The sequence below is a fragment of the Kutzneria buriramensis genome (genome assembly GCF_003387475.1).
Taxonomy (GTDB): domain Bacteria; phylum Actinomycetota; class Actinomycetes; order Mycobacteriales; family Pseudonocardiaceae; genus Kutzneria; species Kutzneria buriramensis.
The window spans coordinates 265,085-291,773 of sequence record NZ_QUNO01000009.1; the positions used below are offsets into that span (position 1 = coordinate 265,085).

Consider the following 26,689-nt stretch of genomic DNA (forward strand, 5'->3'; position numbering starts at 1 on the left):
CCGGACAGTGGGCGCATGCGACTGCTGTTCACCACGCTGATCTCGCCGGGCCACCTGCGCCCGATGGTGCCGCTGGCCTGGGCGTTGCGGGCCGACGGGCACGACGTGGTCGTCACCTGCCCGCCCAACATGGTCCAGTGGCCGCAGGCCGCCGGCCTGTCCGCGCGGCCGGTCGGCGAGGCGCTCGACCCCGTCGGGCAGGTCCGGGACCGGCGCGAGCCCGGCGCCCGGACCGGCGGCCGGGTCGACGAGGACAAGTACTTCCGCATCGGCCGCGGCGTCTCCCGCTGGGCCTCGGCGTACGTGCACGGCCTGCTGGAGTTCGCCCGCGACTGGCGGCCGGACGCCGTCGTGCACGAGCCGATGGAGCTCACCGGCCGGTTGGCGGCCGCCGCGCTGGGCGTCCCGATCATCCGACACCGTTGGGGCATCGAGACGTTCGACGCCTACGACCGTGGCGCGGCGGAGGGTCTGGCGGACACGTGCGCACGGCTGGGCGTGACCGTCGAGGAACTGCTGCCGTACCGGATCGTGGATCCGTGCCCGCCGAGCCTACAGGATGCCGGCGTGTCACCGGGGATGCCGATGCGGTACGTGCCGGACAACGGGGCTGCCGTGGTGCCGGACTGGGTTCTGCGCCGGCCGGCACGGCCCCGGGTGTTGGTCACGCTGGGCACGATGACCGTCGCGGTCGCCGGCGCCAGCCTGCTGGACCGGGTCGTCGAGGCGCTGCGCGGACTGGACGTGGAGATCGTCGTCGCCATGCGGGAAGAGGACCGGGACCAGCTCGGCACCGGCGAGGTGCGGGTCTCGTCGCTGCCGCTGAGCCTGTACGCCGACACCTGTGATCTCGTTATCCACCACGGTGGTTCGGGTAGCACGATGTCCACTGTGGTGGCGGGCAAGTCGCATCTGGTGCTGCCGCAGCTGATCGACGGCTACGACCACGCCGACGCGCTGCACCGGATCGGCGCCGGCATCAGCATCGAGGATCCGGATGAGCAGCGGGACGTGGAGCTGCTTCGCGAGTCCGTGACGGCTCTGTTGAACGAGCCCGGATATGGGAAGACCGCTTGGGGGTTGGCCGAGGAGAACGCTGCCCGGCCGTCGCCGCGAGCGGTGGCCGGCGAATTGGTCGACGCGATAAAGAGGTACTGACGGAAAAGGGGCCGCCCTGGGGGCGGCCCCTTTCGCTATGCGATGGGTTTTCCGGCGACGAAGCCCGGCAGGCTGCCCTCGTCGTTGACGGCCTTCTGCACGAAGACCAGGTTGTGGAAGAAGGACATGCCGGCGATCTGCTTCTCGAAGCCGGTGGACGTGAAGTCGTCGGGGTCGAACTCGCTGTGGTTCAAGCCGTCCAGCAGCGACTTGAAATACCCCATGGAGGTATCCACATCGGACAGTCGCGATGCGCTGCCGCCGAAGGACTCCCAGTACGAGGTCTGCGTGTCCTCGACGACGTAGATGCCGCCGGGGGCCAGGCGAGGAAAGAGGTGCTGGAAGGAGGCGATGACGTGGTCGCAGCGGTGGCTGCCGTCATCGATGACGATGTCGGGGGCGCCGGTCTCGGCGATGAGGGCGTCCAGAAACGCCTTGTCGCTCTGGTCGCCGCGACGGGTGGTGCGGCGCTGGCCGTCGAGCGGGCTCTTGTCGACGATGTCGACGCCGAACACCAGGCCCCGGTGGAAGTAACGCTGCCACGCCTTCAGCGAGCCGCCGCCGGAGGTGGGTGAGCCGTAGCCGCCGATGCCGAGCTCCAGCACGGTCAACGGCAGGTCCCGCAGCGGCTCGAAGAACCGGGCGTAGTGGCCGGTGTAGTGGTGGAAGCCCCACTTGTCGGAGCCGAAGCGCAGGATCAGCTCGGTCAGGTCGACGGGCGCGGCGGTGCTGCCGGCCAGCAGGCGGTGCAGGAAGTGCGCGACCTGACCGAAGCGGCCGGCGGAGTCACGGCCCACCGCGGGGCTGTCGGGCCAGCGGATGCTGCGCGTGCAGTTCGTACGGGCAGCGGCCGGCCCGAAGACGCCCCGCAGCAGATCCCACAGCTCCTGCCGGACGGTGACCTCGCAGTCGGTGCGCCCGGGGGCGAAGCCGGCGGCGGTGATCGTCCAGCACTGGTCGTCCAGCTCGAACAGGACGGTGGCGGTGGTGTCGACGCCGCCGAAGTCGGCCCGCTCCAGCAGCTCCCGCAGCAGCACGGGCACGACGGCATCCGGCCCGATCTCCTTGACGGCGATCTCCGCGTCGGCCACTCCGCCGCCGGCGGCGACGATCAGCCTGCGCAGGCACTCGTTGTCCACGTCCGTTCCCCTTCTCGATAGCTCGACACCCACTTCGGCACATTTTCCGCGACCTCGGCGACGGTCGGCGCGGACCGCATCTCCCGGCGCAGCCGGTCGGCCGCCTCGCGGTAGCCGGTGTTTGCCGACAGGTCCTGGACCGCGGCCTCGATCCGTTCGGGTGAGCAGTCGCGGATTGGCACTCGCAGGCCCGCGCCGGCGGCCTCGACTCGCGCGGCCGTCACGAAGCTGTCGCCGACGTACGGCACGACGAGCTGCGGCACGCCATGGGCGACACAGGTCATGGTGGTGCCGGCACCGCCGTGGTGGGCGACGAGGTCGGCGTCGGCGATCAGGTCCTCCAAGGGGTACGACGCCAGCGCGACGGCGCCCTCGGGCACGTACCCCAGCTCGGCACGCTGCTCGGCGAGGACCGCGATGACGACCTGCATCCCCATGCCGAGCAGCACGTCCATCAGGCCCCGTACCACGTCCATGCCGCCGAGAGCCCCGGCGATGGTGCCCATCGTCAGCACCACGCGGGGCCGCCCGGGCACGAACGGGATGCGTGGTGGCACCCGGCCGCCACCGCCGTAGCTCACGTAACGAACATGTTCGCCCGGCGGGACCGACGGGTCCTGGAGCGACGGTGGGCAGGGGTCCACCACGAAGTCCGAGTCCACACCCTTGTATCTGATATTGTATGCCAAATACAGCTGTCGCAATGCCGGCACAGCCGCCTCGATCACCGCCCGGCCGACGTCCACGCCCCATCGGTGACACACCGACGGCACGTCCAGGGCGCTGGCCACCAGCGGCCCCGCCACGGCGGTCGGCTCGTGCACGACCAGATCCGGCCGCCACTGCCGACAAGCCGCGAGCAACTCACCGGCCATGGCACCGGCGTGCTGGATGAACCGGCCGCCGGTCTGCGCCATCCGGGCCCGGGCGGCGTCGCCGGTGGTGCCGGCGACCGCGGTCGCGCCGCTGCGGGGAATCGGCCCCAGGTCGAGGTCCTCCCCCAGCGGCCACGCCACCAAGCCGCTCTCCCGCACGGCGTCGGCCAGCCGCGGCGGCACCGCGACCCGGACCTCATGCCCGGCGGCCCGCAGCGCCCACGCGAACGGCACCATGCAGTAGTAGTGCGAACTGGCCGCGTTCGCGGTCACCAGCACCCGCAACGGATCCACCGCCTCAGTAGGACGCGACGACTTCGTAGATGCCGTAGTGCCGGCCGTTGCCGCGATCCTGATACGGGCGCAGCGGCGAGGTCTTGCTCTGGTGCGACGGCCCCTGCTCCCACGCCTGGAACGCGGCGATGTCCTGCCACTCGCTGAGCACCGCGAACGAATCGCCCTCCAGCACCGAGTGCAGCAGCTCGTTGCCCAACATGCCCGGCGTGGCCGACAGCTCGGTGCTGATCTGGTGGTAGGCCTGACGCACCTCGCCGCCCTCCGGCGACTTCAGAAACAGGATCACGCGCACCTTGTTCACGCCGCCACCGCCGGCAGGTGGTGCACGACGGTCATGGTCGCCATCGAGCCGCCGGACCGGTAGGGGTGCAGCTTCTGCCGGTGCGCCACGTGCCCGTCGCTGTGCTCGAACTCGCGGAAGCCGGGCTCGTCGGTCCAGTCACTGATGATGTAGTAGACGCCGTCCTCCTCGGTGCTGCGCTGGAGCCACTGGCCGCGGTTGGCCGGGTGGTCGGTGACCGAGGTGCCGACCTCCAGCCACACCCGCTCGAAGTCCGGCCCAGCGCCCGGGTGCGTCTCGATCCGAAGCATCACGCGGAAAGTGGTGGTCATGCTCAGATGCCCCCGTCCACCGTGACGATCTCGCCGGTCATGTACTTGGACAGGTCGCTGGCCAGGAACAGCACGACGCCGGCGACGTCGTCGGTCTGGCCGAGGCGGCCCAGCGCCGTGAGGTTGCTGTACTTCTCGCGCATCGCGGCCAGCACCTTCGGGTCGGTCACGGCCTCGGTCTCGATCACGCCCGGCGCGACCAGGTTGACCCGGATCTGCTTGGGGCCCAGCTCCTTGGCCAGCGACCGGTTGAGCCCCTCCATGCCGGCCTTGCTGGCGATGTAGTGCGTGCGCAGCGGCAGGCCGACGCGGGCCAGCTTGGAGCCGATGTTGATGATCGAGCCGCCGGCCGGGATCAGCGGGATCGCCCGCTGCGACACCAGGAACGGCGCGGTGAGGTTGGTGTCCAGCACCCGCCGCCACTCGGCCTCGGTCAGCTCCTGGAACGGGATGTGCGAGATGGTGCCGGCGTTGTTCACCAGCACGTCGACGGTGTCGGCGAACTCGGCGTACTCGGCGAACATCTGCTCCACGGCGGCCGAGTCCGACACGTCGGCCTGGATCAGCGTGGACTTGCCGCCGATCTCCTTGAGCTCGCGCTCCAGCTGGTCGACGGCCTCGCTGCGGGTGCGGTAGACGGCCGCGACGTTGGCGCCGGCGGTGGCCAGCGCGTGCACGATCCCGCGGCCGATGCCCCGGCTGCCGCCGGTCACCAGTACGTTCTTGCCTTCCAGTCCCAGGCTCATCGTCTCTCCTTGCGTTGGGCTGTCCGCACCGCAGCCTGGCGAGCCCGTCTCGCAGTCCGATCGACGACACGTAGACGGGCCGGGCTCCACCGGGCGACCAGCCGATTGCCAGTCGTGGCACGGACCATCCAGCCGTGACATCGAAACTGTCCGGGCCCCGGGTGGCCTGCACCGACGGACAACGGGTGGAGGCGCTGGTGCTCGGGCACGCCGCCGCCCGGCCCGCCGCGACGGCGCTGCTGACGGCCACGGGCGAGGTCAGCTACGCCGAACTGGCCGCCACGTCGGCGACGATCGCCGGTGGCCTGGCCGCTGCGGGCGTGCGACCCGGAGGCACCGTCGCCGTTCGGTTGCCGCGCGGATTGCCGATGGTCGCGACGATGCTGGCGGTGCTGCGCTGCGGTGCGGCCTACAGCGGGATTCCGCTGGAGTGGCCGCAGGCTCGCGCCGCCGAGGTGGTTCGGTTGGCGGACGTCTCTTTGTGTGTCACGGATTCGGCATTCGATCCCGGGTGCCGAGTGGCCACAGTGGACTCGCTGACGGGCGAGCCGCCGGCGGTAGGTGGCAGCGTCGATGATCCGTGCTGCGTGTTCATGACGTCCGGGAGCTCGGGACGTCCCAAGGCGGCCGTAGCGCCGCACAAGGCGCTGACCCGCATGGTCGGCGACCCGGCGCACGCCTTCGACCGGCAGACCGTGACGTTGCAGGCGGCACCGTCCAGTTGGGACGTTTTCGCGCTGGAACTGTGGCTCCCGCTCATGTCCGGCGGCGCTTGCCTGCTGTTCGAGGGTGCCCATCTCACCGCACAGGACATCCGCATGGCGTGCGATCGAGGCGTGAACACGCTCGCGCCGCCGGCCGCGCTGTTCAACGGCGTGGTGGAGGACGACCTCGACTGCCTGGCGAAGATCCGGACCATCGTCTCCGGCGGCGAACGCGCGTCGGCGATCCACATGTCGTCCGCGCTGGAACGCTTTCCCGACCTGCGGCTGGTGCACGCGTACGGTCCGGTCGAGACGGCGATCGCCGCCACCGCGCATGTCGTCGAGCCCGGTCCCCGCGCCGCCGGTTCGGACGTGCCGATCGGTAGGCCGGTCGCCAACACCACCGTCTACCTGCTCGACGAGCACCTGAACCTCGTGCCCGACGGCGAGGTCGGCCAACTGGCGACCGCCGGCGACGGGCTGGCGCTGGAGTACGTCGGCAACCCGGCGGCCACCGCCGAGAAGTTCCGGGTCGTCGACGGCGAACGCGTGTACCTGACCGGCGATCTGGCCCGGGTCGTGGACGGCGAACTCGTGTTCGTCGGCCGGGCCGACCGGCAGATCAAGATCCGGGGAAACCGGGTCGAGCCGGCCGAGGTGGAGCGGGTGATCGAGGCGCTGCCGGGCGTCACCGCCGCGGCCGTCCTGCCGTTGCCGCCGGATTCACCCACCGTGCAGTGGCTTGCCGCCTGCTACACCGCCTTCGCCGACGCGCCGGACGTCCGTGCCGCGGTGCGGGCCGCCCTGCCGGCGGCGTTCGTGCCGGACATCGTCCGCCGGATGGACGAGCTTCCGTTGACGGACAACGGCAAGGTGGACCAGAGGGCACTGGCCGAGCGGCTGCGGGACTTCTGGGACCGCACCGGCGACACCACGGTCGAGGCAGATGGCCCGCTGCGGGCGGTGATCGAGGAATCCCTTGCGCTGCTGGGCATCGCGCCCACACCGGAGCGGGACCTGTTCGACATCGGCGCCACCTCGATGACGGCGATCCGGCTCGTGAACCGGCTGGCCAAACGCCTCGGCAAGCAGCTGCCGCCGGCCGACGTGATTCGGCTGCGCACGCCCCGGGCGGTCGCGGACGCGCTGGCGACCGCCCCACCGGTGCCGACGGCGACGCATCCCACCGCCGCGTCGACCTGGCCCGGGCCGATCAAGCCGGCGCGGCAACAACTTCAGCACTGGTTCCACGACCGGATCGCCCCCGGCTCCGCCGAGGCGCTCACCCCGCTGCTGCTCCGCCTGCACGGGCCGCTCAACCGCGCCCGGCTCCAGGCCGCCGTGCGCGCGGTGGTCGCCCGGCACGAGGCGCTCCGCACCTACTTCCCGGTCGAGCGCGGCCGCTCGCAGTGTGACATCGCACCGCCGGAGGACCTGTCGGCACTGCTGGACGTCACGTCCACAATGGATGTCGACAAGGCCATGGCCACCGCCAGGGAATTTCTGTCCCGGCGGTTCCACCTGGATCGCGAGATCCCGGCGCGCACGCTGCTGATCCCCCTGGCCGACGACGACCACCTGCTCGCCTGCTCCTTCCACCACGTCGGCTTCGACGGCTGGTCGGTGCAGGTGTTCCTGTCCGATCTCGCGGTGGCGTACGAGAATTCGGGTGCGCTGGCGCCCCCGACCAGTTTCATCGAGACCGCCCGGCGACAGGACGCCTCCGTGTCGCCGGGTGAGCAGCAAGAGGCGATCGCGTACTGGGCGAACCGGCTCCGGGGCATCGAACCGTTGCCGCTGCCCAAGGTCGCGAAGTCCACCGCCGGCGCGACGCGGCAGCTGGAGATCCCGCTCCCCACGGAGCTCACCGACGCCGCCGAGACCGCCGCCGCAACTGTGGGCGCCACCGCGACCGCGGTGTTCATGGCCGCCTACGCCGGCGCGCTGATGGCCGAACTCGACGTGCCGGCGACAGCTCTGGCGGTGCCGGTGGCGGGACGACGTACCGCCGACGCCGACGACGTGATCGGCTGTTTCGCGGAGAGCCAGCTTTTCGGCTTCACCGCCGTAGATCGTCTGGTGAGCGCGGCCGCCGACCAGCTCGGGACGGCGCTGTCCCGGCCGACGGTGTCGCAGGAGGACCTGTTCCGGAAGCTGCGCTCGCCGCTGACGGGCTGGCTGGGCTTCAGCCAGGCGCGGTTCTCCGTGCAGGACGCGGGGTTGTCCGAGCGCGGGCTGCCCGGCATGCGGGTGGAGCGGCTGCTGCTGGACGAGGACCGCTCCACCGTCGCCATGACGATGGAGCTGTGGCCGTGCCGCCGCACCGGGACCTTCCGCTACCGCACCGACGTGGTGTCCGACGAGCTGGCTGCCCGGTTGGTGGCCCGCTGGCACGCCGAGATCGACCGGATCCGATTGGAGTTGCGATGAAGGTTCGCGAGCTGGCGGTCGCCGGCGCACTCGAGTTCACCCCGACCGTGCTGCCCGACCACCGCGGCGCGTTCTTCGAGATCCTGCGCCAGGAGTGGTGGGAGGAGGCGCTCGGCCGGCGCCTGCCGGTGGCCCAGGTCAATTCCACCGTCAATCACAAGAACGTGGTGCGGGGCGTACACTTCACCGGCCTGGTCGGGCAGGCGAAGTACGTGTGCTGCCTGGCCGGCACGATGATCGACGTCATCGTCGACACCCGCCCCGGCTCCCCCACCTTCGGCCGGCACGACACGGTCCGGTTGGACACCGAGCACTACCGGATCGTCTACCTGCCCGAGGGCGTCGGCCACGGCATCGCCTCTCTGGAGGACCAGACCACCGCGTTCTACCTGTGCTCGGCGACGTACGACGCGGGCAACGAGTTCGGCGTGCACCCGCTCGACCCCGACCTCGGCATCGACTGGCGCGGGATGCTCGGCGGCGCCGAGCCGATCCTGTCGGAACGGGACAGCACGGCGCCGTCGTTCGCGTCGGTGCGGGATTCGGGACGGATGCCGCGGTACGAGGACTGCCTGGAGGTGTACCGGACCGTCGGCCGTCTCCAAGCGACGGTCTAACGCCGCAGGGCGGCGGCCATCCACTTCTGGACGGCCGCCGCCTTCTCCGGATCCGGCCTGGGTGTGCCGTTGATCGTCGCCACCAGGGTGAGGTACCTGACCGACAGCGGCAGCCCGGTCATCTTGGCCCGCACCTCCACCATCTTGCTCGGGTCGTAGTCGACCATGCTGCGTCGCATCTTCTCGACGTCGTGCTCCCCGGTCATGGCGGCGATCATCTCGGCCCGGGCGGCGGCCGTGCGTTCGGCGATGTCCCGCGCCTGCGGGGAGTCCGCGGGCACGCCGGCCTGCTGCGCCGCCCGTGCCTCCAGGTAGAGGGTCCGCTGCCGCTCGGCCCGCGCCACCATCTCCGGCGTGGCCATCAGACGGCCCTTCTCGTTGTTGAAGGCGCGGTGGTAGTAGTCCCGCATCGCGGTCCGGAAGTCCTCGTCCCGCACCAGGTCGGCGAGCTCGATCCACGCCTCGAGCTGCTCGGTGGACGGCTCGTCGGGAAGGTGCGGCCGCTGGTTGCGCAGCCGCTCGACATAGCCGGGATCGATGTCCAGGCCCTCGGTGACGAAATCCCAGAACTCGGTGATGAGCCGGTCCCGGTCGTCGTCGGACATCGACACGAGCTTGTGCATGAGGCTCACCTGTTCTGTTGTGGTGTGTTGACGGACGATGGTCCGGAGCACGGCCCGCCGCGCGCCGAACTGCCGCAGCTGCTGCTCGACGAGTTCGAGATGGGCGGCGGCGAGTTCGGCGAGTGTCTTCTTCGACGACAGCACGTCCCGGATGTCGTCCAGGCCGGCGCCGAGCTCGCGCAGCGTGCGCACGACCTCCAGCCGGGCGATGGCGTGGACGTCGTAGCGGCGGAAACCGCCGTCGGTGTGCTCGGTCGGCGTGACGACGCCGGCGTCCGCGTAGAACCTGATGGCGCTCACGCTGAGGCCGGTGCGGCGGGCCACGTCCCCGATGGGATAGAGCTCGTTCACACCGGCCACTATGCGGTCTCAAGCGGGTTGAGAGTCAAGCGATCATCGTCGCCACGGCGACGACGTTGCACAGCAGGGCGGCCACCGCGCAGGCGGTGCGGGCGTCGTTGGACCGCTTCCACCTGGTGCGCGGGTCGTCGAAGTCTCCGGGCAGGTCGTCCGGGTCCAGGGACCGCACCCACTTGTTGATCGGCACGTTCCGGGTCAGCGAGATGATCACCGTGACCAGCGCGAACGCCGCCGCCAGCGCGGTGACCACGCCGCCGGTGACGAAGGTCAGCACCACGTCGCCGAGCACCGTCAGCAACAGACAGGCCGGCATGAACGGGTCGTACCGGGTGGCGAAGAAGGCGTGCGCGTGCACGTATCGGGACGGAGGCAGCGCCAGCAGCAGCGGGACGCCACCGAGCACGGTGCCCATGAGCACCCCGGCGGCGAGCCCGTTGGCCACCAGCACCACCGCGACCAGCGCCGCGGTCATCCCGCCACACCAGCCTCGATCTGCTCCTTGATCCGCGCCATCTGCACCTTCGTGTTGGCGTTCATCCGCTCGGCCATCGCCTCGGACGTGATCGGCGCGGTCGGCTTCATCTCGAAGTCCTGCACCCACCGCATCTCGGTGCCGCCGTCCACCTCGCGATAGGCCCAGTGGATCATCATGTACGTGAAGTTGCCCGGCTCGACCCGGTGCGAGTGCACGACGTGCCGCGCCGGATCGGGCGTGCGGTCGGAGACCCAGCTCCACGACACGCCGTTGGCGTCCGGGTGCATGGTCAGCCGGAACCGGACGGCGTCGCCGCGGTGCTCGATCACCTCGGCCTTGGCGTACTCGCTGAACAGCGTCGGCCACGAGTCGATGTCGTTCGTCTTCTCCCACACCACGGCCAGCGGCGCGGCGATGACGACGGTGTTGTCGGTGTGCCCGGCCACGGTCAGACCCCCACGGCCAGCGAGTTCACGTGGTCGATGGCGTCCTGCGGGGTCTCCAGGTCGAACACGACGTTCTCGTCGATGACCACGCCGTAGCGCCGCTGCACCTCCGACATCATCTCCAGCACCGCCAGCGAGTCGTAGCCCAGCTCCGCGAAGGGCACGGCGGCGATCTCGCCGTCCAGGTCGACGCCCTCCGCACTGCCGGCCGAACCGCGCATGATCGTCCTGAGCTCACCGATGCCGAACCCGGCCATTGTCGCTCCCTTCATCGTCGCCATCTTCATCGTCGCCATCTTCATCGTCTCTGGGCCGCGCCGAGCACGACCGCGGCGTTGAAACCGCCATAACCCCTGGCCACCACCAGCGCCCGGCGCAACGGGAGCTCGCGGGGCTGGTCGCCGACCAGGTCGATCCGGTGCCTCGGGTCGACGTCCTCGACGCCGACCGTCGGCGGTATCACGCCGTCCCGCAGCGCCAGCAGCGCGGTGGCGACGTCGAGCGAGCTGCCGCCGCCGTAGAGGCGGCCGGTCAGCGTCTTGGGCGCGGTGACCGACACCCCGTGCGGGCCGAACACCGCAGCCAGGGCGGCACTTTCGGCCAGGTCGGCGTCCGGCCGGCCGGCGGCGTCGGCGAACACCACGTCGATGTCCTGCGGCGCGACGCGGGCGTCGGCCAGCGCCTTCTCGATCGCCCGCTTGAGCGCAGGCGGACGGCCGGAACCCGGGACGGGGTCGAAGGTCGCCGCGTGGCCGAGCAGTTCGCCGTAGACCTGGGCTCCTCGGGCTGCCGCCGATTCGCCGCGTTCGGCGATGAGGATCGCGCCGCCCTCGCCGGGGACGTGCCCGTTGGCGTTGCGGTCGAACGGGAGATAGGCCCTCAAGGGATCGTCCACAGTGGAAAGCAGGCCGGAGCTCATCTGCGCCACCAGTCCGTACGGGCAGAGCGAGGCGTCGGTGCCGCCGGTGACGACGACCTGGCTGGTCTCGCTCAGCGCCCGCCGCGCCTGGGCGATCGCGTCCAGGCCGCCGGCCTGTTCGGACACCACGACGCCGCAGGGTCCGCGCATGCCGTGCCGGATGGAGATCTGGCCGGTGGTGGCCGCGTAGAACCACGCCACCGACTGGTAGACGCCGACGTGGTCGCTGCCCTTGCTCCACAGCCGTTCGATCTCGCGCTGGCCGAACTCGGTGCCGCCGGAGGAGCTGGCAGTGATCACCGCCAGCTCGTATTCGTCCATTTCGGACGGTGTGACGCCGGCGTCGGCCAGCGCCAGGTCGGCGGCCACCAGGCCCATGTGCGTCCAGTGGTCGGTCTGCACCGAGATCCGGCTGGACAGGTGGTCGCCGACCGCGAAGTCCGACACCTCGCCGCCCACCTTGACCGGGTAGCCGTCGGTGTCGAAGCGGGAGATCCGGTCCAGGCCGGACTTGCCGGCCAGCACCGCCTCCCAGTGCGCCTCGGTGCCGAGCCCGGTCGGAGCCACCACGCCGATACCCGTGAACACGGTCCTGTCGCTCATCAGCTCACTCCTGCCAGCACCATCGCGCTCTGGAAACCGCCGAAGCCGCTGCCGACCGTCAGCACGGCGTCAAGCTTGCGTTCCCTGGCCTGCAACGGCACATAGTCCAGGTCGCATTGCGGGTCGGACACCTGGAGGTTGGCCGTCGGCGGCACCACGTCGTTGGTCAGCGCCAGCACGCAGGCCGCGATCTCGATGGACCCGATCGCGCCCAGCGAGTGCCCCACCATGGACTTGATGGAACTGACGGGAGTCCGGTACGCGTGCTCGCCGAGGCTGGCCTTGAACGCGGCGGTCTCGTGCCGGTCGTTCTGTTTGGTGCCGGAGCCGTGCGCGTTGATGTAGTCGATGTCGGTCGGGTTCAGCCGGGCCCGGTCCAGCGCGACCCGGATGGCCTCGGCCATCTCCCGGCCGTCCGGCTTGAGCCCGGTCATGTGGAAGGCGTTGCTGCGGCTGGCGAATCCGGCGATCTCGGCCAGGATCACCGCGCCACGCGCCCGTGCCCGCTCGTACTCCTCCAGCACGAACACCGCGGCGCCCTCACCCATCACGAAGCCGCGGCGGGTCAGGTCGAACGGGCGGGAGGCGTGCTCCGGATCGTCGTTGTCCGGGGAGGTCGCCTTGATCGCGTCGAAGCAGGCCATGGTGATCGGCGAGATCGGCGCGTCCGACGCGCCGGCCACCATCACCTCGGCACTGCCCTCGGCGATCAGACCGACGGCGTGCCCCACCGAGTCCAGCCCGGACGTGCAGCCGGTGGAGATCAGGTTCACCGGCCCCTCGGCGCCTACCTGGTAGGCCACTTCACACGCGATCGTGCTGGGCACCATGTGGCCGTACAGGAATTCCGGCGCGACCGCGTCGACCAGCCAGCGGCGGCCGGCGTCGGACAGCGCGACGTACTGCTCCTCCAGGCCGGTGGTGCAGCCGACGGCGCTGCCCATCGTGACGCCGACCTGCTCGGGCGGCAGCGCGTCCAGGTCGATGCCGCTGGAGTCGACGGCCTCGCGGGCGGCGGCCAGGGCGAGCAGCACGGCCCGGTCCAGCCGCTGCACCTGATCGGTGGTGAGGCCGTGCCGGGCGGGCCGGAAGTCGCACTCGGCGGCGATCTGCGAGCGCAGACCCTGGGGGTCGAACAGGCTGATCCGGCGGGTCGCGGTGCGCCCCTGCGTGATCATCTCCCAGAAGGCCGCGGCGCCGGCACGACCGGGCGCCATCACGCCGACGCCCGTCACCACCACGCGCCTGCGGGTCATGTGGTCCCGCCCACCTGCACGCCCGGTTCGGCCGGCCGCGGCGGCTCCTCGGTGTCCACGTGGCCCAGCTCCGGCCGCGGCGCGAGCGGCGCCAGCTGGAACACCGCGCGGGCCGGCTCGTCGCCGTTGTTCTCCAGCCGGTGCGCCACGTTCTTCGGCACCATCAGGGCGTCGTCCGGTCCAAGCTCGATCCGCTCGCCGTCCGGCCCGCCGAGCCGCATCTCCAGCCGCCCGGACACCACGTACAGGTACTCCTCGGAGTACGGGTGGTAGTGCTCGCTGACCCACTCGCCCGGGTTCAGCACCAGCGAGCCCATGAAGCCGGCGGTGCTGCCGCAGGTCTTGGGGCTCAGCATGACCCGGAGATCGCCGCCGCGCCTGGTGTTCGGCGCGACCTGGTCGTAGGCGACCTTGCTCATTCGGCACCCCCGGGGACCCAGCTGTAGAACGACTGCGCCATGGCGTCCTTCGGCTCTTTCCAGTTCGGGTCGTAGGGCCGGATGTGCGCGGCCAGCTTGGTGTTGATGTCCTGGTACAGCTCGGACTTGCGGGCCTGGTAGAGGTTCGGCGTGATGTCGTCGTCCGCCTCGACCAGGTGGAAGTACAGGTCGTGGAAGCGGAACAGGGTGCGTCGGGTGACGCCGATCCGGTGGGGCAGCTCGGTCTCGTCCGACTCGGCGAAGATGCGCGCGACGGCATCGGCCTCGGAGGGTTCCATTCGAGCCACGATCAGGGTACGAGCCACCGCACGTGCTCCTCTCGGTGAATTCCCAGTGGTGTCAGGGTGTTCGAGCGGGCTAGAACTGGCCTGGTAGATCGCTGGTCCGCACGTCGGCTACGACGGCGGCGTCCTCGTCGCCGCGGCCGGCGGCGATCGCGGCCTCGTAGCGCCGCGCGGCCAGTCCCGTCAACGGAAGCGGGACCGCCACCGCGTCCTGCGCCAGCTTGATGTCCTTGTGCATCAACACCGTCCGGAAGCCGGCGGGCGTGTAGTCGCCGGTCTTCATGAACTGGCTGCGGAAGCTCAGGACCGGGGAACGCCAGCCGCTGTTGTCCAGGGCGTCCAGCAGCATCACCCGGTCCAGGCCGACGCCCTCGGCGAACTGGACCGTCTCGGCCAGCGCGGCGGTTTGCAGGCCCAGCAACAGGTTGAAGGCGAGCTTGAGCGTGGTGGCGTGCCCGGGCGGGCCGAGATAGCGGACCTCTTGCGTGAACGCTTCGAGCACGTCGTTGACTTCATCCACATCGGACTCTCGACCGGCGGCGAAGACCCGCAGCTGCCCGGCCTTGGCCATCATCGGGTTGCCGATCACGCAGGCCTCGACCCGCTTGAGCCCCAGGCCGTCCAGCCGCCTGGCCGCTTCCTGGGCGTAGGCAACGGAAACCGTGGAGGTGTCCACGACGGTGGTTCCCGGCGCCAACACGGGAGCCATCTCCCCGAACAGCACCTCCTCGACGGCCTTCTCGTCGCTCAGGCTCAGCAGCACGACCTCGGCGTCCTTCGCCGCCGCAGCGGCGGAATCCACCACCGTGGCACCAGCCTCCGCGAGAGGTGCGGCCTTCGCGGCGGTCCGGTTGAACACCGTGACCGGGAAACCCTTGGCCACCAACGCGTGCGCGAGGCCGGAGCCCATGCCGCCGAGCCCGACGACCGAGACCTTGCGTGCGGGCATCAGACTCCCCCATCCACGTTGAGCGTGACACCGCTGATGAACTTCGACTGATCGCCGGCCAGGAACAGCACCGCCTCGGCGACGTCCTCCGGCTGGCAGATCCGGCCGAGCGGCGTCATCGCGACGATCCGCTCCAGCACCTGCGGCGGCAGCCCGCCGCCGGGCTCGGTCTCGGTCACGCCGGGAGCGACGGTGTTGACGCGGATCCGGCGCGCGCCGACTTCCTTGCACAGCGCGCGGGTGAAGCCGATCAGCGCCGCCTTCGACGCCGAGTAGTGCACGCCGGCGGGGCGACCGCGCAGCGCAACCGAGGAGCCGACGTTCACCACGGATCCACCGTCCGTCAACACTTCCAGCGCCGCCTGCGTGACCAGGTAGGCGGAAGTCACGTTGTGGTCCAGCACACGGTGCCACTCGTCCTCGGGCAGCCGGCCGAACGGCGCATGGCCGTCCACGCCGACGTTGTTCACCAGCACGTCCAGGCCGCCGAGCCGCTCGGCGCAGGCCTCGACCAGCTCGGCCACCTCGGACTTCACGGTCACATCGGCCCGGATCACGTGGTGCCCCTCGCCGAGCTCCTTCAGCTCACGGGCGAGGCTGTCCGCGTTGTCGCCGGGCGAACGGTGGCAGGCGACGACCCGCGCGCCGGCCCGGGCCAGTGCCAGCGTGGTGGTCCGCCCGATGCCGGCGGTGCCGCCAGTGACGAGCACTCGTTTGCCGTACACACCTGTCTGCATGGGACGGACGGTAGGCAGCGTCGATCGCAGCCGGCTGGTGCCTCGGTGGTCGGGGCGCCGGTCAGCCGTCTTCGATGCCGTCTCCAGTCCCGGTCGCGAAGGTGTGCGCGACCGACTTCCTGGGAGGGGCGATGGCCGAGGCGTTGCAACTGGTCGCACTGCTGTCCACCGGGCTGGTCTGCGGGGTCTTCTTCGCGATCGCGGTGAGCGTGCTGCCGACGCTGTTCGCGCTGCCGCCCGGCCAGTACGTCACCGTGCATCGGCTGCTGGGCAAGGGGTATCACCCGGCGATGCCGCTGATCGTGAACGCCGGCACGCTCGCCGACCTGGCGCTGGCCGTCCTGCGGGACGGCCCGGCGCGCGGGCTGTGGGCGCTGGCGTTCGTCGCGATGGTGGCCGTGCAGGGCGTCTCGCACCTGTGCAACGTGCCGATCAACCGCACCCTCGTCGGCCTCGACCCGGACGCGATCGGTCCGGAGTGGACTGACCCGCGCCCGAAGTGGCGCGGCTACCACCTGATCCGCACCGCGGCCGCCGCGGTCGCGCTGCTGGTGACCTGCCTGGCCACCGTGCTACCCCTCTGACGAACAAGGAGCGCCCACCATGCCGTTGTCGGCCATCAGCTACGGGATCAAGCCGGGTCACGAGGAGGAGATCGCCGAGATCTTCTCGCCGCGCAACTTCCGCCGGGTGGACTCGGCCGAGATCCTCGGCGAGGACGGCGAGGTGGCCGGCAGGCTGCTCGCCACCGGCGTGTTCATCCAGGACACCGCCATGATCCGCGTCATCGAGTACGAGGGCGACATCCGCCGCATCGGCGCGCACATGGGCCGCCAGGAGGGCGTGCAGGAGGCAGAGCGCAAGATCGCGCCGTACCTGTTGGAGCAGCGCGACACCCGCGACGTGGCCGCCTTCACCCAGCACATGCGCAACTCCGCCATGCGTTGCCTGATGCAGCGCCAGATCCCGGGCGCGGTGGGCACCACCCTGCTGGCGCTGCGGTACCGGATCAAGCCGGGCTGCGAGGACCAGTTGGCCGAGCTGTTCGGCCAGGTGCAGGGCGAGGCCCGCCCGGTGCTGCGCGGGAACGACCAGCAGGAGACCGGGGTTCTGGCCGGCATCGCGCTGTTCGTCCACGGCGGCAACATGTTCCGGGTCGTGCAGTACGACGGCGAGGTCGCCGACGTCGCCCGCTACATGGCCACTCGCGGCCAGCGGCCGGAGATGGAGCGCAAGCTGGCGCCGTTCCTGGCCGAGGAGCGGCACGTGGAGACCGAGGCCGACTTCCTGGCGGAGTTCGAGAAGGCCAACATGCGGTGCATCTCCCAGCTGTCGCTGGCGACCCTGAACGCGTGATGGAGGGGTTGCGCTACCCGCTCGCGCCGGCCGTCGGATGGCGGCCGGCCGAGCAGTTTCTGCGGTTGCGGCAGGAGGAGCCGGTCGTCCGCGTGAACTTGCCGTCCGGCGACGAGGGCTGGCTGGTCACGCGGTACGAGGACAACAAGGCGTTGCTGGCCGATCCCCGGTTCAGCCGCGCCCTGGCGGCCCGCGCCCGGGCGCCGCGGGCGAGGCTGGCGTCGCTGGAGCAGGACGCCGTCACCACGACGGACCCGCCTCAGCACACCCGCCTGCGACGACTGGCCGTGTCGGCCTTCACCACCGGCCGGGTGACCGCGCTGAGCCCCGTGATCAGGGGTTTCATCGCCGACGGGATCGACGAACTGGTCAAGTCCGGCACAGCCGGCGATCTTGTGCAGCACGTGTCCGAGCCGGTGCCGATGCGGGTCATCTGCGCCCTGCTGGGGCTGCCCTCGGCCGATCACGACTGGTTTCGCGACCGGGCCCGGACGTATCTGAGCGCCGGTGCTCATGGCGCGGCGGATGTCGAGCGGGCCGGGGCCGAGCTGCGCTGGTATCTCGGCGACGCGGTGGCCGAGCGGCGGCTTCATCCCGGCGAGGACCTGCTCAGCGGGCTCGTTGCGGCCGGTGACGACGACAAGCTGACCGACGGCGAGATCGTCGCCTTCGGAGTGACGCTGCTGATGGCGGGCTACTCCCCCACCTCGCACCAGATCGCCGGCTCCGTCTTCGCCCTGCTGCACGAGCCCTCGAACTGGCAACGCCTCACCGCCGAGTTGCTGCCGACGGCCGTGGAGGAGCTGCTGCGGTACTGCCCGATGCCGGCCAGCGGCGGCACCGTCCGCATCGCCACCGAGGACGTGTCGCTGGGCGGGGTGCTGATCAGGGCCGGCGAGGCCGTGCTGCCGGCGCTGGTGTCGGCCAACCGTGACGAGACGGTGTTCGCCGACGCCGACCGGCTGGTGATCGACCGCGCCGACAACCCGCACGTGGCGTTCGGGCACGGCATTCACCGCTGCCTCGGCGCGCAGCTGGCCCGGGCCGAGCTGCGGCTCACGCTGGAGGCGCTGCGGGAACGGTTGCCGGGCCTGCGGTTGGCCGTGCCGGCCGCGGAGATTCGTTGGCAGCTGGGCGGCATGCAGCGCGGCCCCGCCGAACTGCCCGTGACCTGGTGAAAGGGAGGAAAGATGCGACCGTGGCTGTACACGCGCCTGTACGAGAAGGGCGCGCCGTGGGAGCGGTACGGCGTCGGGCAGGAGGTCATCGACCTGGTGGAGGGCGGCCGGGTCAGCCCGAAGACGCATCCGCGGGTGCTGGACCTGGGCTGCGGCACCGGCGCGACCACCGTCTACCTGGCCAAGCTGGGGTATGACGTGGTGGGCGTGGACTTCACGCCGATCGCGTTGGAGCGGGCCGAGAAGCGTGCCGCGGACGAGGGCGTGGCGGACCGCTGCCGGTTCGTGCACGGCGACCTGACCGCGTCGCAGATCCCCGACCTGACCGGGCCGTTCGACCTGCTGATCGACTACAGCACCATCGACGACGCCCGGCGGCCGCAGCGGCGGTTGATGGCCCGGACGGTGCAGCGCCTGAGCCGGCCCGGTTCGCTGTACTTCCTGTGGTGCTTCAGCGCCCGCAAGCGGGATCTGCCGCTGGTGGCGCGGGGGCGGATGTCCGCGTTGCTGCACACCGTGATGCGGCCCGGTGAGGAGCGGGAGCTGTTCGGCCACTCGTTCGACATCGAACAGCTCCCGTCCCCGGCGCGTCCCGCGCACGCCAAGGTCTTCCTGCTCACCCGCCGTTGAGAATCTTCCGGAGCGCGTCGGCCGGGTCGTGCGACGACCCGGCCGACGTCCAGGCCACGAAGCCGTCCGGCCGGATCAGCACCGACTCCGCGAACCCCGGGTCGGCCTTGACGCGCTTCACGCCCTCGATCTCCGGCCACTGCTTGGTGCTCACCAGCTGGAACTCGGTAGCATCCACTGTGGACACATTGTCGCCGATCCAGACGTGCGGCACCCGACCACCGGGTTGACCGTCCGGCTCTCGGAAATCGCCGTCCGGATAGGTGTATCCCAGCTGCACCAGGTGATCCGGCACGATCGTGGCGGCGGCGTTCGCCTCTTCCTCACGGCCCACCCGCGGTCGGTCCTTGGACCGCGCAACCGCTTGCTGCATGGTGTGGACGCCCACCGGCCTGCGCTCGGCCTCGTAGCCGTCGAGCAGCTTGGGATCGGCACCCTTGGTGACCAGCGCCAGCCGCCAGGCGAGGTTGTGCACGTCCTGGATGCCCGTGTTGGAGCCGAAAGCGCCGCTGGGCGGCATCACGTGCGCCGCGTCGCCGGCCAGGAACGCCCGGCCGTGCCGATATGTGTCCGCGACCCGGCCCGCCGCCTCCCACTCCAGGACCTGCACGATTTCCACGTCCAGGTCCGGGATGCCGGCCGCGGCGCGAACCAGCTCCGCGCAGCGCCGCTCGTCGAACTGCTCCGGCGACTGGCCCTTGTCCGGGAAGTACGGCACGTGCAGCAGCCAGCGGTGGGCGTTGTCCACCGGCGCCAGCGCGGCGCGGACCTCGGCATTGTTCACGTAGGCAAGGATGAACCGGCGATCGCCGAGCGCCTCCCGGAGATCGGCCTTGAAGTACACGCTGATCGTCCGGCTCAGGGTGCCCGGGCCCGAACTCGTGATGCCCCAACGCTCCCGCAGCCGGCTGTGCGCGCCGTCCGCGACGATCAGGCAGTCCGCACGGATCTGGCCAGTCGAAAGTGTCGCCACCGCGCCACTCTCGTCCTCGACGACGTCCAGCACCTCGGTGCCGAACCGGATGTCGGCGCCCAGCTCGACCGCTCGCTTGGCCAGCAGCGGCTCCACCTCGTCCTGGTCACACAGGCACCAGCCGGTCGGGCTGACCTCCGCGCCACCGGACATGTACTCCTGCCGGAACGGCGCAAGTTCCTTGCCGGACAGCGACTCCAGCACCGCGAAACCGTTGTTGGCGGCCAGCGTCCGCGCCGAGTCGGTGCCGCGGATCGCGTCCTCCAGGCCGACCTGCCGGTACAGCTCCATGGTGCGGATGTTCAGTCCTCGGGCCTTGGGGTGCAGCGAGGTGGTCGGCCGGCGCTCGGCCAGCACCACGTCGACGCCTTGGTGGGCGAGAAACACGGCGGCGGACAGGCCGACCAGGCCCCCACCGACGACGAGCACGGACGTGCGCTCCACGAGACCTCCTGGGTCGGACATACGGTCGGCCCCGAGTTTTTCGGTCTCGGCTCGCAGGGTTCTGGAACCGACCTGGACGAGCGCGCTTCCAGCGAGATGCCAGGCACGGCCCCGATGCTGGGTCGCATGCGCGTGCTGTTCACCAGTCTGGTCAGTCCCGGCCACTTGCGTCCGATGGTGCCGCTGGCGTGGGCGCTGCGCGCCGGCGGTCACGACGTCGCCGTCGCGAGCGCGCCCAACATGACCAAGTGGGCCCAGTCCGTCGGCCTCTGGTCGGTTCCGTTCGGCGAGATCGTCGATCCCATCGCCTCGATGCGCAAACGTATGCCCAAGGACACCAAGGCGTACGTCGACCAGTTCCACGGCCGTCCCAGCGCCGAACGGCACCACGCCACCGGCCGCCGCCTGGGCGCGATGGCCGGTCGCAATGTCGACGAGCTGCTGGCCTTCGCCCGTGCCTGGCGGCCCGATGTCGTTGTGTACGAACCCATGGAGCTCACCGGCCGCGTCGTCGCCGCCGTGCTGGGCGTTCCGTCCGTGCAACACCGTTGGGGCGTCGATCACCTGACGGCGTACAACGCGGGTGCCGTCGAGGGCCTCGTCGACACTCTCGCCCGCTTCGACCTTGCTGGAGTTTCGCCGGCCGTGGTGATCGACCCGTGCCCGACCAGCCTGCAACTGCCGGATGTCCGTCCCGGCTGGCCCATGCGTTACGTACCGTTCAACGGCGCTGCGGACGTTCCGTCCTGGGTGTTGTCTCCGGCTTCTCGGAGCCGGGTCTGTGTGACTTTCGGCAACGACAGCCTGCAACTCGGCTCCGCCGGCACCCTCACCGCCACCCTGGCCGCTCTCGGCGACTTCGACATCGACGTGCTCGCCACGGTGCCCGCCCAGTACCAGTCGATGTTCCCCTCGCTACCACCCAATGTGGAGCTCATCGACTCCGTTCCCATCGGCATGTTCCTGCACACCTGTGACCTCGTCGTGCACCACGGCGGCAGCGGGAGCTCGTTCTCCGCCCTGGAGGCCGGCTGCCCGCAGCTCGTGCTGGCCCAGCCCGACGGTTTCGAGTACGGCGACGCCATCGAACGCGTCGGCGCCGGGCACCTGCTGGAGTTCGCCGAGGAGCAGCGGGATTCGTCCGTCATCGCGGATCGGGTGCAGAAGGTCCTGGGCCAGGCCACCTATCGCGAGGCCGCTGTGGAGTTGGCGGCGGAAACCCGTCGCCGGCCGTCCCCCGTCGCCGTTGCGGCCCAGCTGGCGGCCTTCGTCGAGGAGGCACGCCGATGATCAGCCCCACTGGTTTCCGTCCTGGGCCGGAGGTCCGCTGATGCGCGTCCTGTTCGGGCTGCCGCCGATGGCCGGTCACGCCCGCTCCATCGCCCCACTGGCCGCCGCGCTGCGTTCCGCCGGCCATGACATCGTCGCCGTCGGACGGCCCAACGTCGTGCCCGGCATCCTGTCCCGGCACATCCCCGCCTTTCCCGTGGGACAGCCGGTGGATGTCGTCGGGGGCATCCTCAAGGCCCTGCCCGCCGGCTCGTCCGTGCAGGAGATGTGGGGTCGGTCCGACGGTCCCGAGCACCTGGTCGGCGTCGCCCATCACTACGTCGCCTACGCCGAGGAGGTCCTCGACGAGGTGCTGGACTTCACCCGCGCCTGGCGTCCCGATGTCGTCGTCTACGACCCCCTGGACTTCGCCGCCCGCATCGCCGCCGCCGAGCTCGGCGTGCCCACGGTCCGCCACCGCTGGGCGACCGACCCGTACGGGACGATCACCGAGTCCGAGGCCCTTGCCCGCCTGGGCTCTCTGGAACCGGCGCTGGTCCTCGACCCGTGCCCGCCCAGCCTGCAACTTCCCGGTGTCGCCCCCGGCATGCCCGTCCGCTACGTCCAGGACAACGGCGTCGGAGTCGTGCCGCCGTGGACCCTGGTTCCCCCGTCCCGGCCCACCGTCTGCGTCTGCCCCGGCACCGAGGCCCTCACCCTCGGCGGCGCCCCCGGCTTCCGCAACGCCCTGCTGGCCCTCGCCCAGCTCGACGTCGACGTCATCGCCGCCGTCAACGCCGCCAACCTCGACCTGCTCGGCCCCCTGCCCGCCAGCATCCGGGTCGTCGACATGGTGCCCTTGCACATGTTCCTGCACCACTGCACCGCCATCGTCCACCACGGCGGCGCCGGCTGCCTGCTCACGTCCATCGCCGCCGGCCTCCCCCAGCTCGTGCTGCCCGTCATCGCCGACCAGTACGCCAACGGCGACCAGATCGCCGCCTACGGCGCCGGGCTCACCCTGTCCACCATGGTCGAGCAGCGGGACCCCGAGGCCGTCGCCACCGCCGTCAAACGGTTGATCACCGACGACTCCCTCACCGCCCGCGCCCTCACCCTCCGTGCCGAGCACGAGTCTCAACCCGATGTCTTCGACTCCGTCGCCGCCCTGGCCCAGGTCGCGCACCACAACCCGCGCACACGCCTGTCCGCCGACGGAAATCCGCCGCACGGACGGGCGCCCGCTCAACCCCAGACCCGAGCCTGCTAGTTGCTGTGACCGGTACCCGTGGACCAGATGGCATGGCCCGCGAGGTCGTAGAGGACGAGGTTGCCGTCGCTCTGGAACTTGAGCTGAGCACCGGAGCCCGTGGTAGCCGACTCCCAGACCCCACGGCCGAAGCCGTCGTAGATGACGAAGTTGCCGTCGCTCTGGAAGACGGCGGACTTGCCGAGGAACTGGGTGCGGGAGTCCCACAGGGCGACGCCGGCCTGCGAGTAGACGACGAGGTTCCCGTCGGACTGGAACACGAGCGTGCCGGCGGGGGTGCTGTAGAGCTTGTTCACCTCCAGGCTCGAGTTCCAGTTGAACACGAACTCCTGCTGGAAGTCCGCGGGCGCGGCGACGACGGCGCCGTGACGCGGCTGCGTCGCGGCGGACGCCGGCGCGGCCGTCACGAGCGCGGTCGCGGCGCCGAGTGACACGGCGACTGCCGCGATCCGCATGGTCCTTGATTCGATCTTCGACACGGCTGACTTCTCCCCTGTCGACTACATGACGTCCCCACTATCGGCAGCCACCACGCGCACCAGCTGTCAACGACGGTGATTCGAGCGCGATCGGGCGGGAGTTCGGGCACTCGACGGAGCCCGGACTCGACATCAAGCCTCGCCCAATTCTGCGCGCCCACGGCCCACCCGCTCCCATACTGACCACACCAGAGAGGGGGCGACATGCGTGGGGAGCGACTGAACGACGGGCTCAGCGTGGCGGCGGTGGGCCAGGGCGAGCCGCTGGTGACCCTGCCGGGTCTGGGCACCGGCGCGGACCTGTCGGTCAAGGTCCCATCCACGACGGCGTTCTTCGCGAACATCCTGGCAGCCGGCTACAAGCGCCGGGTGCACGTGATCAACCGGCCGGTCACGGTACCGGCGAACACAACGCTCCCCGACCTGGCCGGCTGGCACGCGGAGGCGCTGCGGGGGCGGTTCAACGGGCCGGTGGACGTGATGGGAACCTCCGGCGGCGGGGCGACCGCCCTGCAACTGGCCATCGACCACCCGGACGTGGTGCGACGCCTGATCCTCTGCACGATCGCGAGCCGCCCGGGCGATCACGGCAGAGAACGACTCCTGAACCTGATCCGAGCCGAGCAGCGAGGCCGCCGCGATCCGTGGGCGGCGAGCGGGCTGGTCACGCGGGGACCACTGCGGTTGCTGACGTTCGCGGCGTACGCGTTCGGCGCCAGGGGCAAGCGGGCGCAGGGTGAAACCTCATTGGTCGAAGCCATCCAGGACTGGGACGTCACCGACCGCCTCGGCGAAGTCAGCGCGCCAACGCTGCTGATCGCCGGCGGCAGGGACGAGATCATCCCGGCCGAATTCGCCCGCGCCACCGCGGCCGGCATCGCACAAGCACAGCTGCTGATGATCGAGCGGGGCGATCACGTGACGACGATGTTCGACCGCCGCGTGTCACCGGCGATCCGAGAATTCCTGAACGGCTGACACCAACGCGGCTTGGCGGAGGACTTCGCCATGGGCATGCTCGCCGGTGCGGACGACACGGGCGAAGTCCTCGACCATGTTGCGGAACTGGTCGTCCGCGGGCAGTTCCAGCCGCGAATTCCCACTGGGCTGCTCCACCAACACGTTCGGGGCCATCCCGGCCGGCGTGGTGAACGCACGGTCGACGGTGATCCGCCCGTGCGAACCCCACAGCGAGTACGAGCACTGGTAACCGTGCTGCATCCCATACGCCAGCCGGCCGATTCGACCGTCACCTTCGACAAGAACCGCACCGCCGACATCGACGCCATCCACAGTGGACACGGCGCCCGCCACCGAGACGTCACCAAGGAAGAACTGGGCCGCCCGCAACGGATAAACGCCGAGGTCGAGCAGCGCGCCGCCGCCAAGAGACGAAGAATACCGGATGTTGTCCGCCGGCAGGCCAGGAATGCCGAACACCGCGGAGAACTCCCGCACCGCACCGATCCGCCCGCTGGCGACAACCTCGGCGACGGCCCGGTGCTGACTGTGGTGCAGGAACATGAATCCCTCCACCACGACCACACCGCACGTCTCAGCCAGCTCCACCAGCGATCGAGCCTCGGCCAGCGACGGCGCCAGGGGCTTCTCCACCAGCAAATGCTTGCCGGCCTTGACCGCCTCGACCGCCCACGGCACGTGCAGGGCGTTCGGCAACGGTATGTAGACGGCGTCCACATCGGACCGTTCGAGCAAGGACTCATAGCCGACAACGGCGTCACACTCGAACCGCCGAGCGAACTTGCCAGCCTTGTCCGCATCCCGACTGGCAACGGCGGCAACCCGAATCCCCGAGGCGCGCTCCACCGCCGGCAACACCATGCGCCACGCGATGTCGGCGCACCCCAGCACGCCGAGGTTCACCACAGCGAGGCCAGGCAGGTCAGCAGGGTCCGTGCCTCCACGTTGACGCAGTTGCTCAGGGACGCGAGCTTGCGGAGCTGGTACGGCGTCACCCACCGGTAGTTCTTGCCCTCGTCGTCGGGGAAGTCGTCACCGGCCTCGACGATCATGTACCGGTTCTCCCGGTTCAGGAACCGGCCACCCTCCTCGGAGTGCAGGACGCTGTAGCGCGCCGGCGCCTCGAGGACGTACTCCAGGTACGGCGGCCACACCGACCGCGGCAGGTTGCGGTAGTCCGCATTGACGCAGTGGACGGTCGGGGCGACCTCGAAGAAGTCGAACAGGCCCGGCTGTGGCTTGCCCTGCACCAGAATGTGCGGCACGCCGTCGATGTGCCGCATCACGAACGCGGCGATGCCCGGCCGCGCCGGGGTGAGCATCGGCTGCGTCCAGCTGACGACCTCGCGCGTCTCGGCCTGCACGGAGACCGCGACCACGCTGAAGAACTTGCCCTCCACGTGGGAGATCTCGTACTCGGTGCGCTTCCAGTCGGCGACCTCGCGCAGCGGCATCCGCTCGGCGGTCATCTCGTAGTGGCACTTCAAGCCGGTGAGCCAGCTCAGCAGCTCGTCGAAACCGTACCGCGCCGGGACATTCACCGACAGGGCGGTGCGCAGAGTGGACTGATCGTCGTCCTCGGTGGACATCGGCAGCGTGGACAGCACCGTGCGGATGTCCATGTTGACGGTGCTGTCCCTGGCCAGGAAACGGTTGATCTGGGCCAGGGTCAGCCAGCGGAAGTCCTCGTGCTCCTCGACGTCCCCGGTGACCTCGACGACCATGTTCCGGTTCCGCTTGTGGTAGAAGCTGTCGCCCTGCTCGGACTGGAGCACGTCGGTGATCACCCGCCCGCGGCCCGGCCCGGCGAAGTGCTCGAAGTAGCGGATCTTCGCGCCCTGGTGCACCCGGGTGAAGTTGCTGCGGGTGGCCTGCACGGTCGGGCTGAGCTCGATGGTGTGCGGGTTGCCGGGCTCCATCTTGGCCTGCACGAGGAAGTGCGGCACGCCGTCGATCTCCCGCACGAGCAGGCCCAGCAGGCCGTTCTCGGGCTGGTTGATGATCGGCTGCTGCCAGGCGTGCACGGGCCCGAACTGGCTCGTCACGGTCAGGCCCTGGATGGCGAAGAACCGGCCGCTGTCGTGCGCGAGATCGCCGGTGGACGCGGCGAACGACCACTTGTCCAGCTCGCCGAACGCGATCCGGTCCACCGCGAACTGGTTCACGACCTTGCGGCGGCGCAGCCACGCGACGACCTCCTCGTCGGAGATCAGCGACCCGGTCGCCTCCGCCGAGCGCGCGAACCGGGCGCCGTCGTGCTGTCGCAGGCCGCCGAGCCGGCCTGGTCCCAGTCGTCGGTCCATCTCTCACCCCGAAGTGGTCGAAGAACTCGCAGCGACACCAGTGTCGACCGGCCCGGTCGACGATCGGTCGAAACGGGACGGGCGAGCGCGCTGCGACCGGCCGACCACCGGCGCCGGAGATCCTGCGTGCACCGGA

The 26,689-nt window shown here is 70.4% G+C and carries 29 protein-coding genes; 10 read left to right on the forward strand and 19 right to left on the reverse strand.

Annotation, left to right across the window (positions count from 1 at the left end; genetic code table 11):
• Nucleotides 1–15: 15 nt before the first annotated feature.
• Nucleotides 16–1,158 (forward strand): nucleotide disphospho-sugar-binding domain-containing protein, encoded by a 1,143-nt coding sequence (locus BCF44_RS26865; protein WP_116177161.1) that lies wholly within the window; start codon nucleotides 16–18, stop codon nucleotides 1,156–1,158.
• A gap of 35 nt (nucleotides 1,159–1,193) precedes the next feature.
• Here the strand turns inward: BCF44_RS26865 and BCF44_RS26870 are convergent, their stop codons facing one another.
• The 5 genes from BCF44_RS26870 to BCF44_RS26890 are packed head-to-tail and all read right to left on the reverse strand — an operon-like array spanning nucleotide 1,194 to nucleotide 4,827.
• The gene (locus BCF44_RS26870) at nucleotides 1,194–2,297 is read right to left on the reverse strand and encodes a class I SAM-dependent methyltransferase (protein ID WP_116177162.1); all 1,104 of its coding nucleotides are present in this window, start codon (nucleotides 2,295–2,297) and stop codon (nucleotides 1,194–1,196) included.
• Nucleotides 2,270–3,466: a nucleotide disphospho-sugar-binding domain-containing protein gene (locus tag BCF44_RS26875; RefSeq protein WP_116177163.1), complete on the reverse strand. Its 1,197-nt coding sequence runs from the start codon at nucleotides 3,464–3,466 to the stop codon at nucleotides 2,270–2,272. The genes BCF44_RS26870 and BCF44_RS26875 overlap by 28 nt, the downstream gene beginning before the upstream one ends.
• A 4-nt stretch (nucleotides 3,467–3,470) precedes the next feature.
• Nucleotides 3,471–3,770: an antibiotic biosynthesis monooxygenase family protein gene (locus BCF44_RS26880; RefSeq protein ID WP_116177164.1), complete on the reverse strand. Its 300-nt coding sequence runs from the start codon at nucleotides 3,768–3,770 to the stop codon at nucleotides 3,471–3,473.
• Nucleotides 3,767–4,081 carry an antibiotic biosynthesis monooxygenase family protein gene (locus BCF44_RS26885; RefSeq protein ID WP_116177165.1) on the reverse strand — a complete coding sequence of 105 codons (315 nt, stop codon included), beginning with the start codon at nucleotides 4,079–4,081 and terminating at the stop codon, nucleotides 3,767–3,769. The genes BCF44_RS26880 and BCF44_RS26885 overlap by 4 nt, the downstream gene beginning before the upstream one ends.
• A gap of 2 nt (nucleotides 4,082–4,083) precedes the next feature.
• The gene (locus BCF44_RS26890; RefSeq protein WP_116177166.1) at nucleotides 4,084–4,827 is read right to left on the reverse strand and encodes an SDR family NAD(P)-dependent oxidoreductase; all 744 of its coding nucleotides are present in this window, start codon (nucleotides 4,825–4,827) and stop codon (nucleotides 4,084–4,086) included.
• A gap of 134 nt (nucleotides 4,828–4,961) precedes the next feature.
• Here BCF44_RS26890 and BCF44_RS26895 point away from each other — a divergent pair, with 134 nt between their 5' ends.
• Nucleotides 4,962–7,961, forward strand: a complete 3,000-nt coding sequence (locus BCF44_RS26895; RefSeq protein ID WP_116177167.1) for an AMP-binding protein — start codon at nucleotides 4,962–4,964, stop codon at nucleotides 7,959–7,961.
• A complete protein-coding gene (locus BCF44_RS26900) occupies nucleotides 7,958–8,578 on the forward strand; it encodes a dTDP-4-dehydrorhamnose 3,5-epimerase family protein (RefSeq protein WP_116177168.1) in 621 nt (206 codons plus the stop codon). The genes BCF44_RS26895 and BCF44_RS26900 overlap by 4 nt, the downstream gene beginning before the upstream one ends.
• On the opposite strand, the gene BCF44_RS26905 is transcribed toward BCF44_RS26900, so the two are convergent.
• The 10 genes from BCF44_RS26905 to BCF44_RS26950 all read right to left on the reverse strand — a co-directional run bounded on the left by BCF44_RS26905 (nucleotide 8,575) and on the right by BCF44_RS26950 (nucleotide 15,670).
• The gene (locus BCF44_RS26905; RefSeq protein WP_116177325.1) at nucleotides 8,575–9,552 is read right to left on the reverse strand and encodes a MerR family transcriptional regulator; all 978 of its coding nucleotides are present in this window, start codon (nucleotides 9,550–9,552) and stop codon (nucleotides 8,575–8,577) included. The genes BCF44_RS26900 and BCF44_RS26905 overlap by 4 nt on opposite strands.
• 34 nt (nucleotides 9,553–9,586) lie before the next feature.
• A complete protein-coding gene (locus BCF44_RS26910) occupies nucleotides 9,587–10,033 on the reverse strand; it encodes an anthrone oxygenase family protein (RefSeq protein WP_116177169.1) in 447 nt (148 codons plus the stop codon).
• Entirely contained in the window at nucleotides 10,030–10,482 is a 453-nt protein-coding gene (locus BCF44_RS26915; protein WP_116177170.1) for an SRPBCC family protein, read from the reverse strand. Before BCF44_RS26915 ends, BCF44_RS26910 begins: the two co-directional genes overlap by 4 nt.
• A 2-nt stretch (nucleotides 10,483–10,484) precedes the next feature.
• The gene (locus BCF44_RS26920; RefSeq protein WP_246015580.1) at nucleotides 10,485–10,754 is read right to left on the reverse strand and encodes an acyl carrier protein; all 270 of its coding nucleotides are present in this window, start codon (nucleotides 10,752–10,754) and stop codon (nucleotides 10,485–10,487) included.
• A gap of 26 nt (nucleotides 10,755–10,780) precedes the next feature.
• Nucleotides 10,781–12,004, reverse strand: a complete 1,224-nt coding sequence (locus tag BCF44_RS26925; protein ID WP_116177171.1) for a ketosynthase chain-length factor — start codon at nucleotides 12,002–12,004, stop codon at nucleotides 10,781–10,783.
• A complete protein-coding gene (locus BCF44_RS26930; protein ID WP_116177172.1) occupies nucleotides 12,004–13,260 on the reverse strand; it encodes a beta-ketoacyl-[acyl-carrier-protein] synthase family protein in 1,257 nt (418 codons plus the stop codon). The genes BCF44_RS26925 and BCF44_RS26930 overlap by 1 nt, the downstream gene beginning before the upstream one ends.
• Nucleotides 13,257–13,679 carry a cupin domain-containing protein gene (locus BCF44_RS26935; protein WP_116177173.1) on the reverse strand — a complete coding sequence of 141 codons (423 nt, stop codon included), beginning with the start codon at nucleotides 13,677–13,679 and terminating at the stop codon, nucleotides 13,257–13,259. The genes BCF44_RS26930 and BCF44_RS26935 overlap by 4 nt, the downstream gene beginning before the upstream one ends.
• Nucleotides 13,676–13,978: a TcmI family type II polyketide cyclase gene (locus tag BCF44_RS26940; RefSeq protein ID WP_246015581.1), complete on the reverse strand. Its 303-nt coding sequence runs from the start codon at nucleotides 13,976–13,978 to the stop codon at nucleotides 13,676–13,678. Before BCF44_RS26940 ends, BCF44_RS26935 begins: the two co-directional genes overlap by 4 nt.
• Nucleotides 13,979–14,057: 79 nt before the next feature.
• Nucleotides 14,058–14,933, reverse strand: a complete 876-nt coding sequence (locus tag BCF44_RS26945; RefSeq protein WP_116177175.1) for an NAD(P)-dependent oxidoreductase — start codon at nucleotides 14,931–14,933, stop codon at nucleotides 14,058–14,060.
• The gene (locus tag BCF44_RS26950; RefSeq protein ID WP_116177176.1) at nucleotides 14,933–15,670 is read right to left on the reverse strand and encodes an SDR family NAD(P)-dependent oxidoreductase; all 738 of its coding nucleotides are present in this window, start codon (nucleotides 15,668–15,670) and stop codon (nucleotides 14,933–14,935) included. The genes BCF44_RS26945 and BCF44_RS26950 overlap by 1 nt, the downstream gene beginning before the upstream one ends.
• Nucleotides 15,671–15,744: 74 nt before the next feature.
• Between BCF44_RS26950 and BCF44_RS26955 the strand changes: the two genes are divergently transcribed.
• The 4 genes from BCF44_RS26955 to BCF44_RS26970 are packed head-to-tail and all read left to right on the forward strand — an operon-like array spanning nucleotide 15,745 to nucleotide 18,834.
• Complete coding sequence (locus tag BCF44_RS26955; protein WP_246015583.1) at nucleotides 15,745–16,254, forward strand: anthrone oxygenase family protein; 510 nt, start codon at nucleotides 15,745–15,747, stop codon at nucleotides 16,252–16,254.
• Between the two features lie 19 nt (nucleotides 16,255–16,273).
• Nucleotides 16,274–17,026, forward strand: coding sequence for a SchA/CurD-like domain-containing protein (locus BCF44_RS55685; protein ID WP_170217769.1), 753 nt, complete (start codon nucleotides 16,274–16,276; stop codon nucleotides 17,024–17,026).
• Entirely contained in the window at nucleotides 17,026–18,204 is a 1,179-nt protein-coding gene (locus tag BCF44_RS26965; protein WP_116177178.1) for a cytochrome P450, read from the forward strand. The genes BCF44_RS55685 and BCF44_RS26965 overlap by 1 nt, the downstream gene beginning before the upstream one ends.
• Nucleotides 18,205–18,216: 12 nt before the next feature.
• A complete protein-coding gene (locus BCF44_RS26970; RefSeq protein WP_116177179.1) occupies nucleotides 18,217–18,834 on the forward strand; it encodes a class I SAM-dependent methyltransferase in 618 nt (205 codons plus the stop codon).
• Here the strand turns inward: BCF44_RS26970 and BCF44_RS26975 are convergent.
• Entirely contained in the window at nucleotides 18,821–20,251 is a 1,431-nt protein-coding gene (locus BCF44_RS26975) for an FAD-dependent oxidoreductase (RefSeq protein WP_211353243.1), read from the reverse strand. The two genes, BCF44_RS26970 and BCF44_RS26975, sit on opposite strands and share 14 nt — an antisense overlap.
• A gap of 126 nt (nucleotides 20,252–20,377) precedes the next feature.
• On the opposite strand from BCF44_RS26975, the gene BCF44_RS26980 reads away from it, so the two are divergent.
• Both BCF44_RS26980 and BCF44_RS26985 read left to right on the forward strand, forming a co-directional pair.
• Nucleotides 20,378–21,541, forward strand: coding sequence for a nucleotide disphospho-sugar-binding domain-containing protein (locus BCF44_RS26980; protein ID WP_170217770.1), 1,164 nt, complete (start codon nucleotides 20,378–20,380; stop codon nucleotides 21,539–21,541).
• 40 nt (nucleotides 21,542–21,581) lie between these two features.
• Nucleotides 21,582–22,790 (forward strand): nucleotide disphospho-sugar-binding domain-containing protein, encoded by a 1,209-nt coding sequence (locus BCF44_RS26985; protein ID WP_170217771.1) that lies wholly within the window; start codon nucleotides 21,582–21,584, stop codon nucleotides 22,788–22,790.
• Here the strand turns inward: BCF44_RS26985 and BCF44_RS26990 are convergent.
• Nucleotides 22,787–23,245 carry a hypothetical protein gene (locus BCF44_RS26990; RefSeq protein ID WP_116177182.1) on the reverse strand — a complete coding sequence of 153 codons (459 nt, stop codon included), beginning with the start codon at nucleotides 23,243–23,245 and terminating at the stop codon, nucleotides 22,787–22,789. The genes BCF44_RS26985 and BCF44_RS26990 overlap by 4 nt on opposite strands.
• 228 nt (nucleotides 23,246–23,473) lie before the next feature.
• Here BCF44_RS26990 and BCF44_RS26995 point away from each other — a divergent pair, with 228 nt between their 5' ends.
• The gene (locus BCF44_RS26995) at nucleotides 23,474–24,247 is read left to right on the forward strand and encodes an alpha/beta fold hydrolase (RefSeq protein ID WP_116177183.1); all 774 of its coding nucleotides are present in this window, start codon (nucleotides 23,474–23,476) and stop codon (nucleotides 24,245–24,247) included.
• Here the strand turns inward: BCF44_RS26995 and BCF44_RS27000 are convergent.
• A complete protein-coding gene (locus tag BCF44_RS27000; protein WP_246015584.1) occupies nucleotides 24,215–25,153 on the reverse strand; it encodes a Gfo/Idh/MocA family protein in 939 nt (312 codons plus the stop codon). The genes BCF44_RS26995 and BCF44_RS27000 overlap by 33 nt on opposite strands.
• The gene (locus BCF44_RS27005; protein ID WP_116177184.1) at nucleotides 25,150–26,553 is read right to left on the reverse strand and encodes an NDP-hexose 2,3-dehydratase family protein; all 1,404 of its coding nucleotides are present in this window, start codon (nucleotides 26,551–26,553) and stop codon (nucleotides 25,150–25,152) included. The genes BCF44_RS27000 and BCF44_RS27005 overlap by 4 nt, the downstream gene beginning before the upstream one ends.
• Nucleotides 26,554–26,689: the final 136 nt, after the last annotated feature.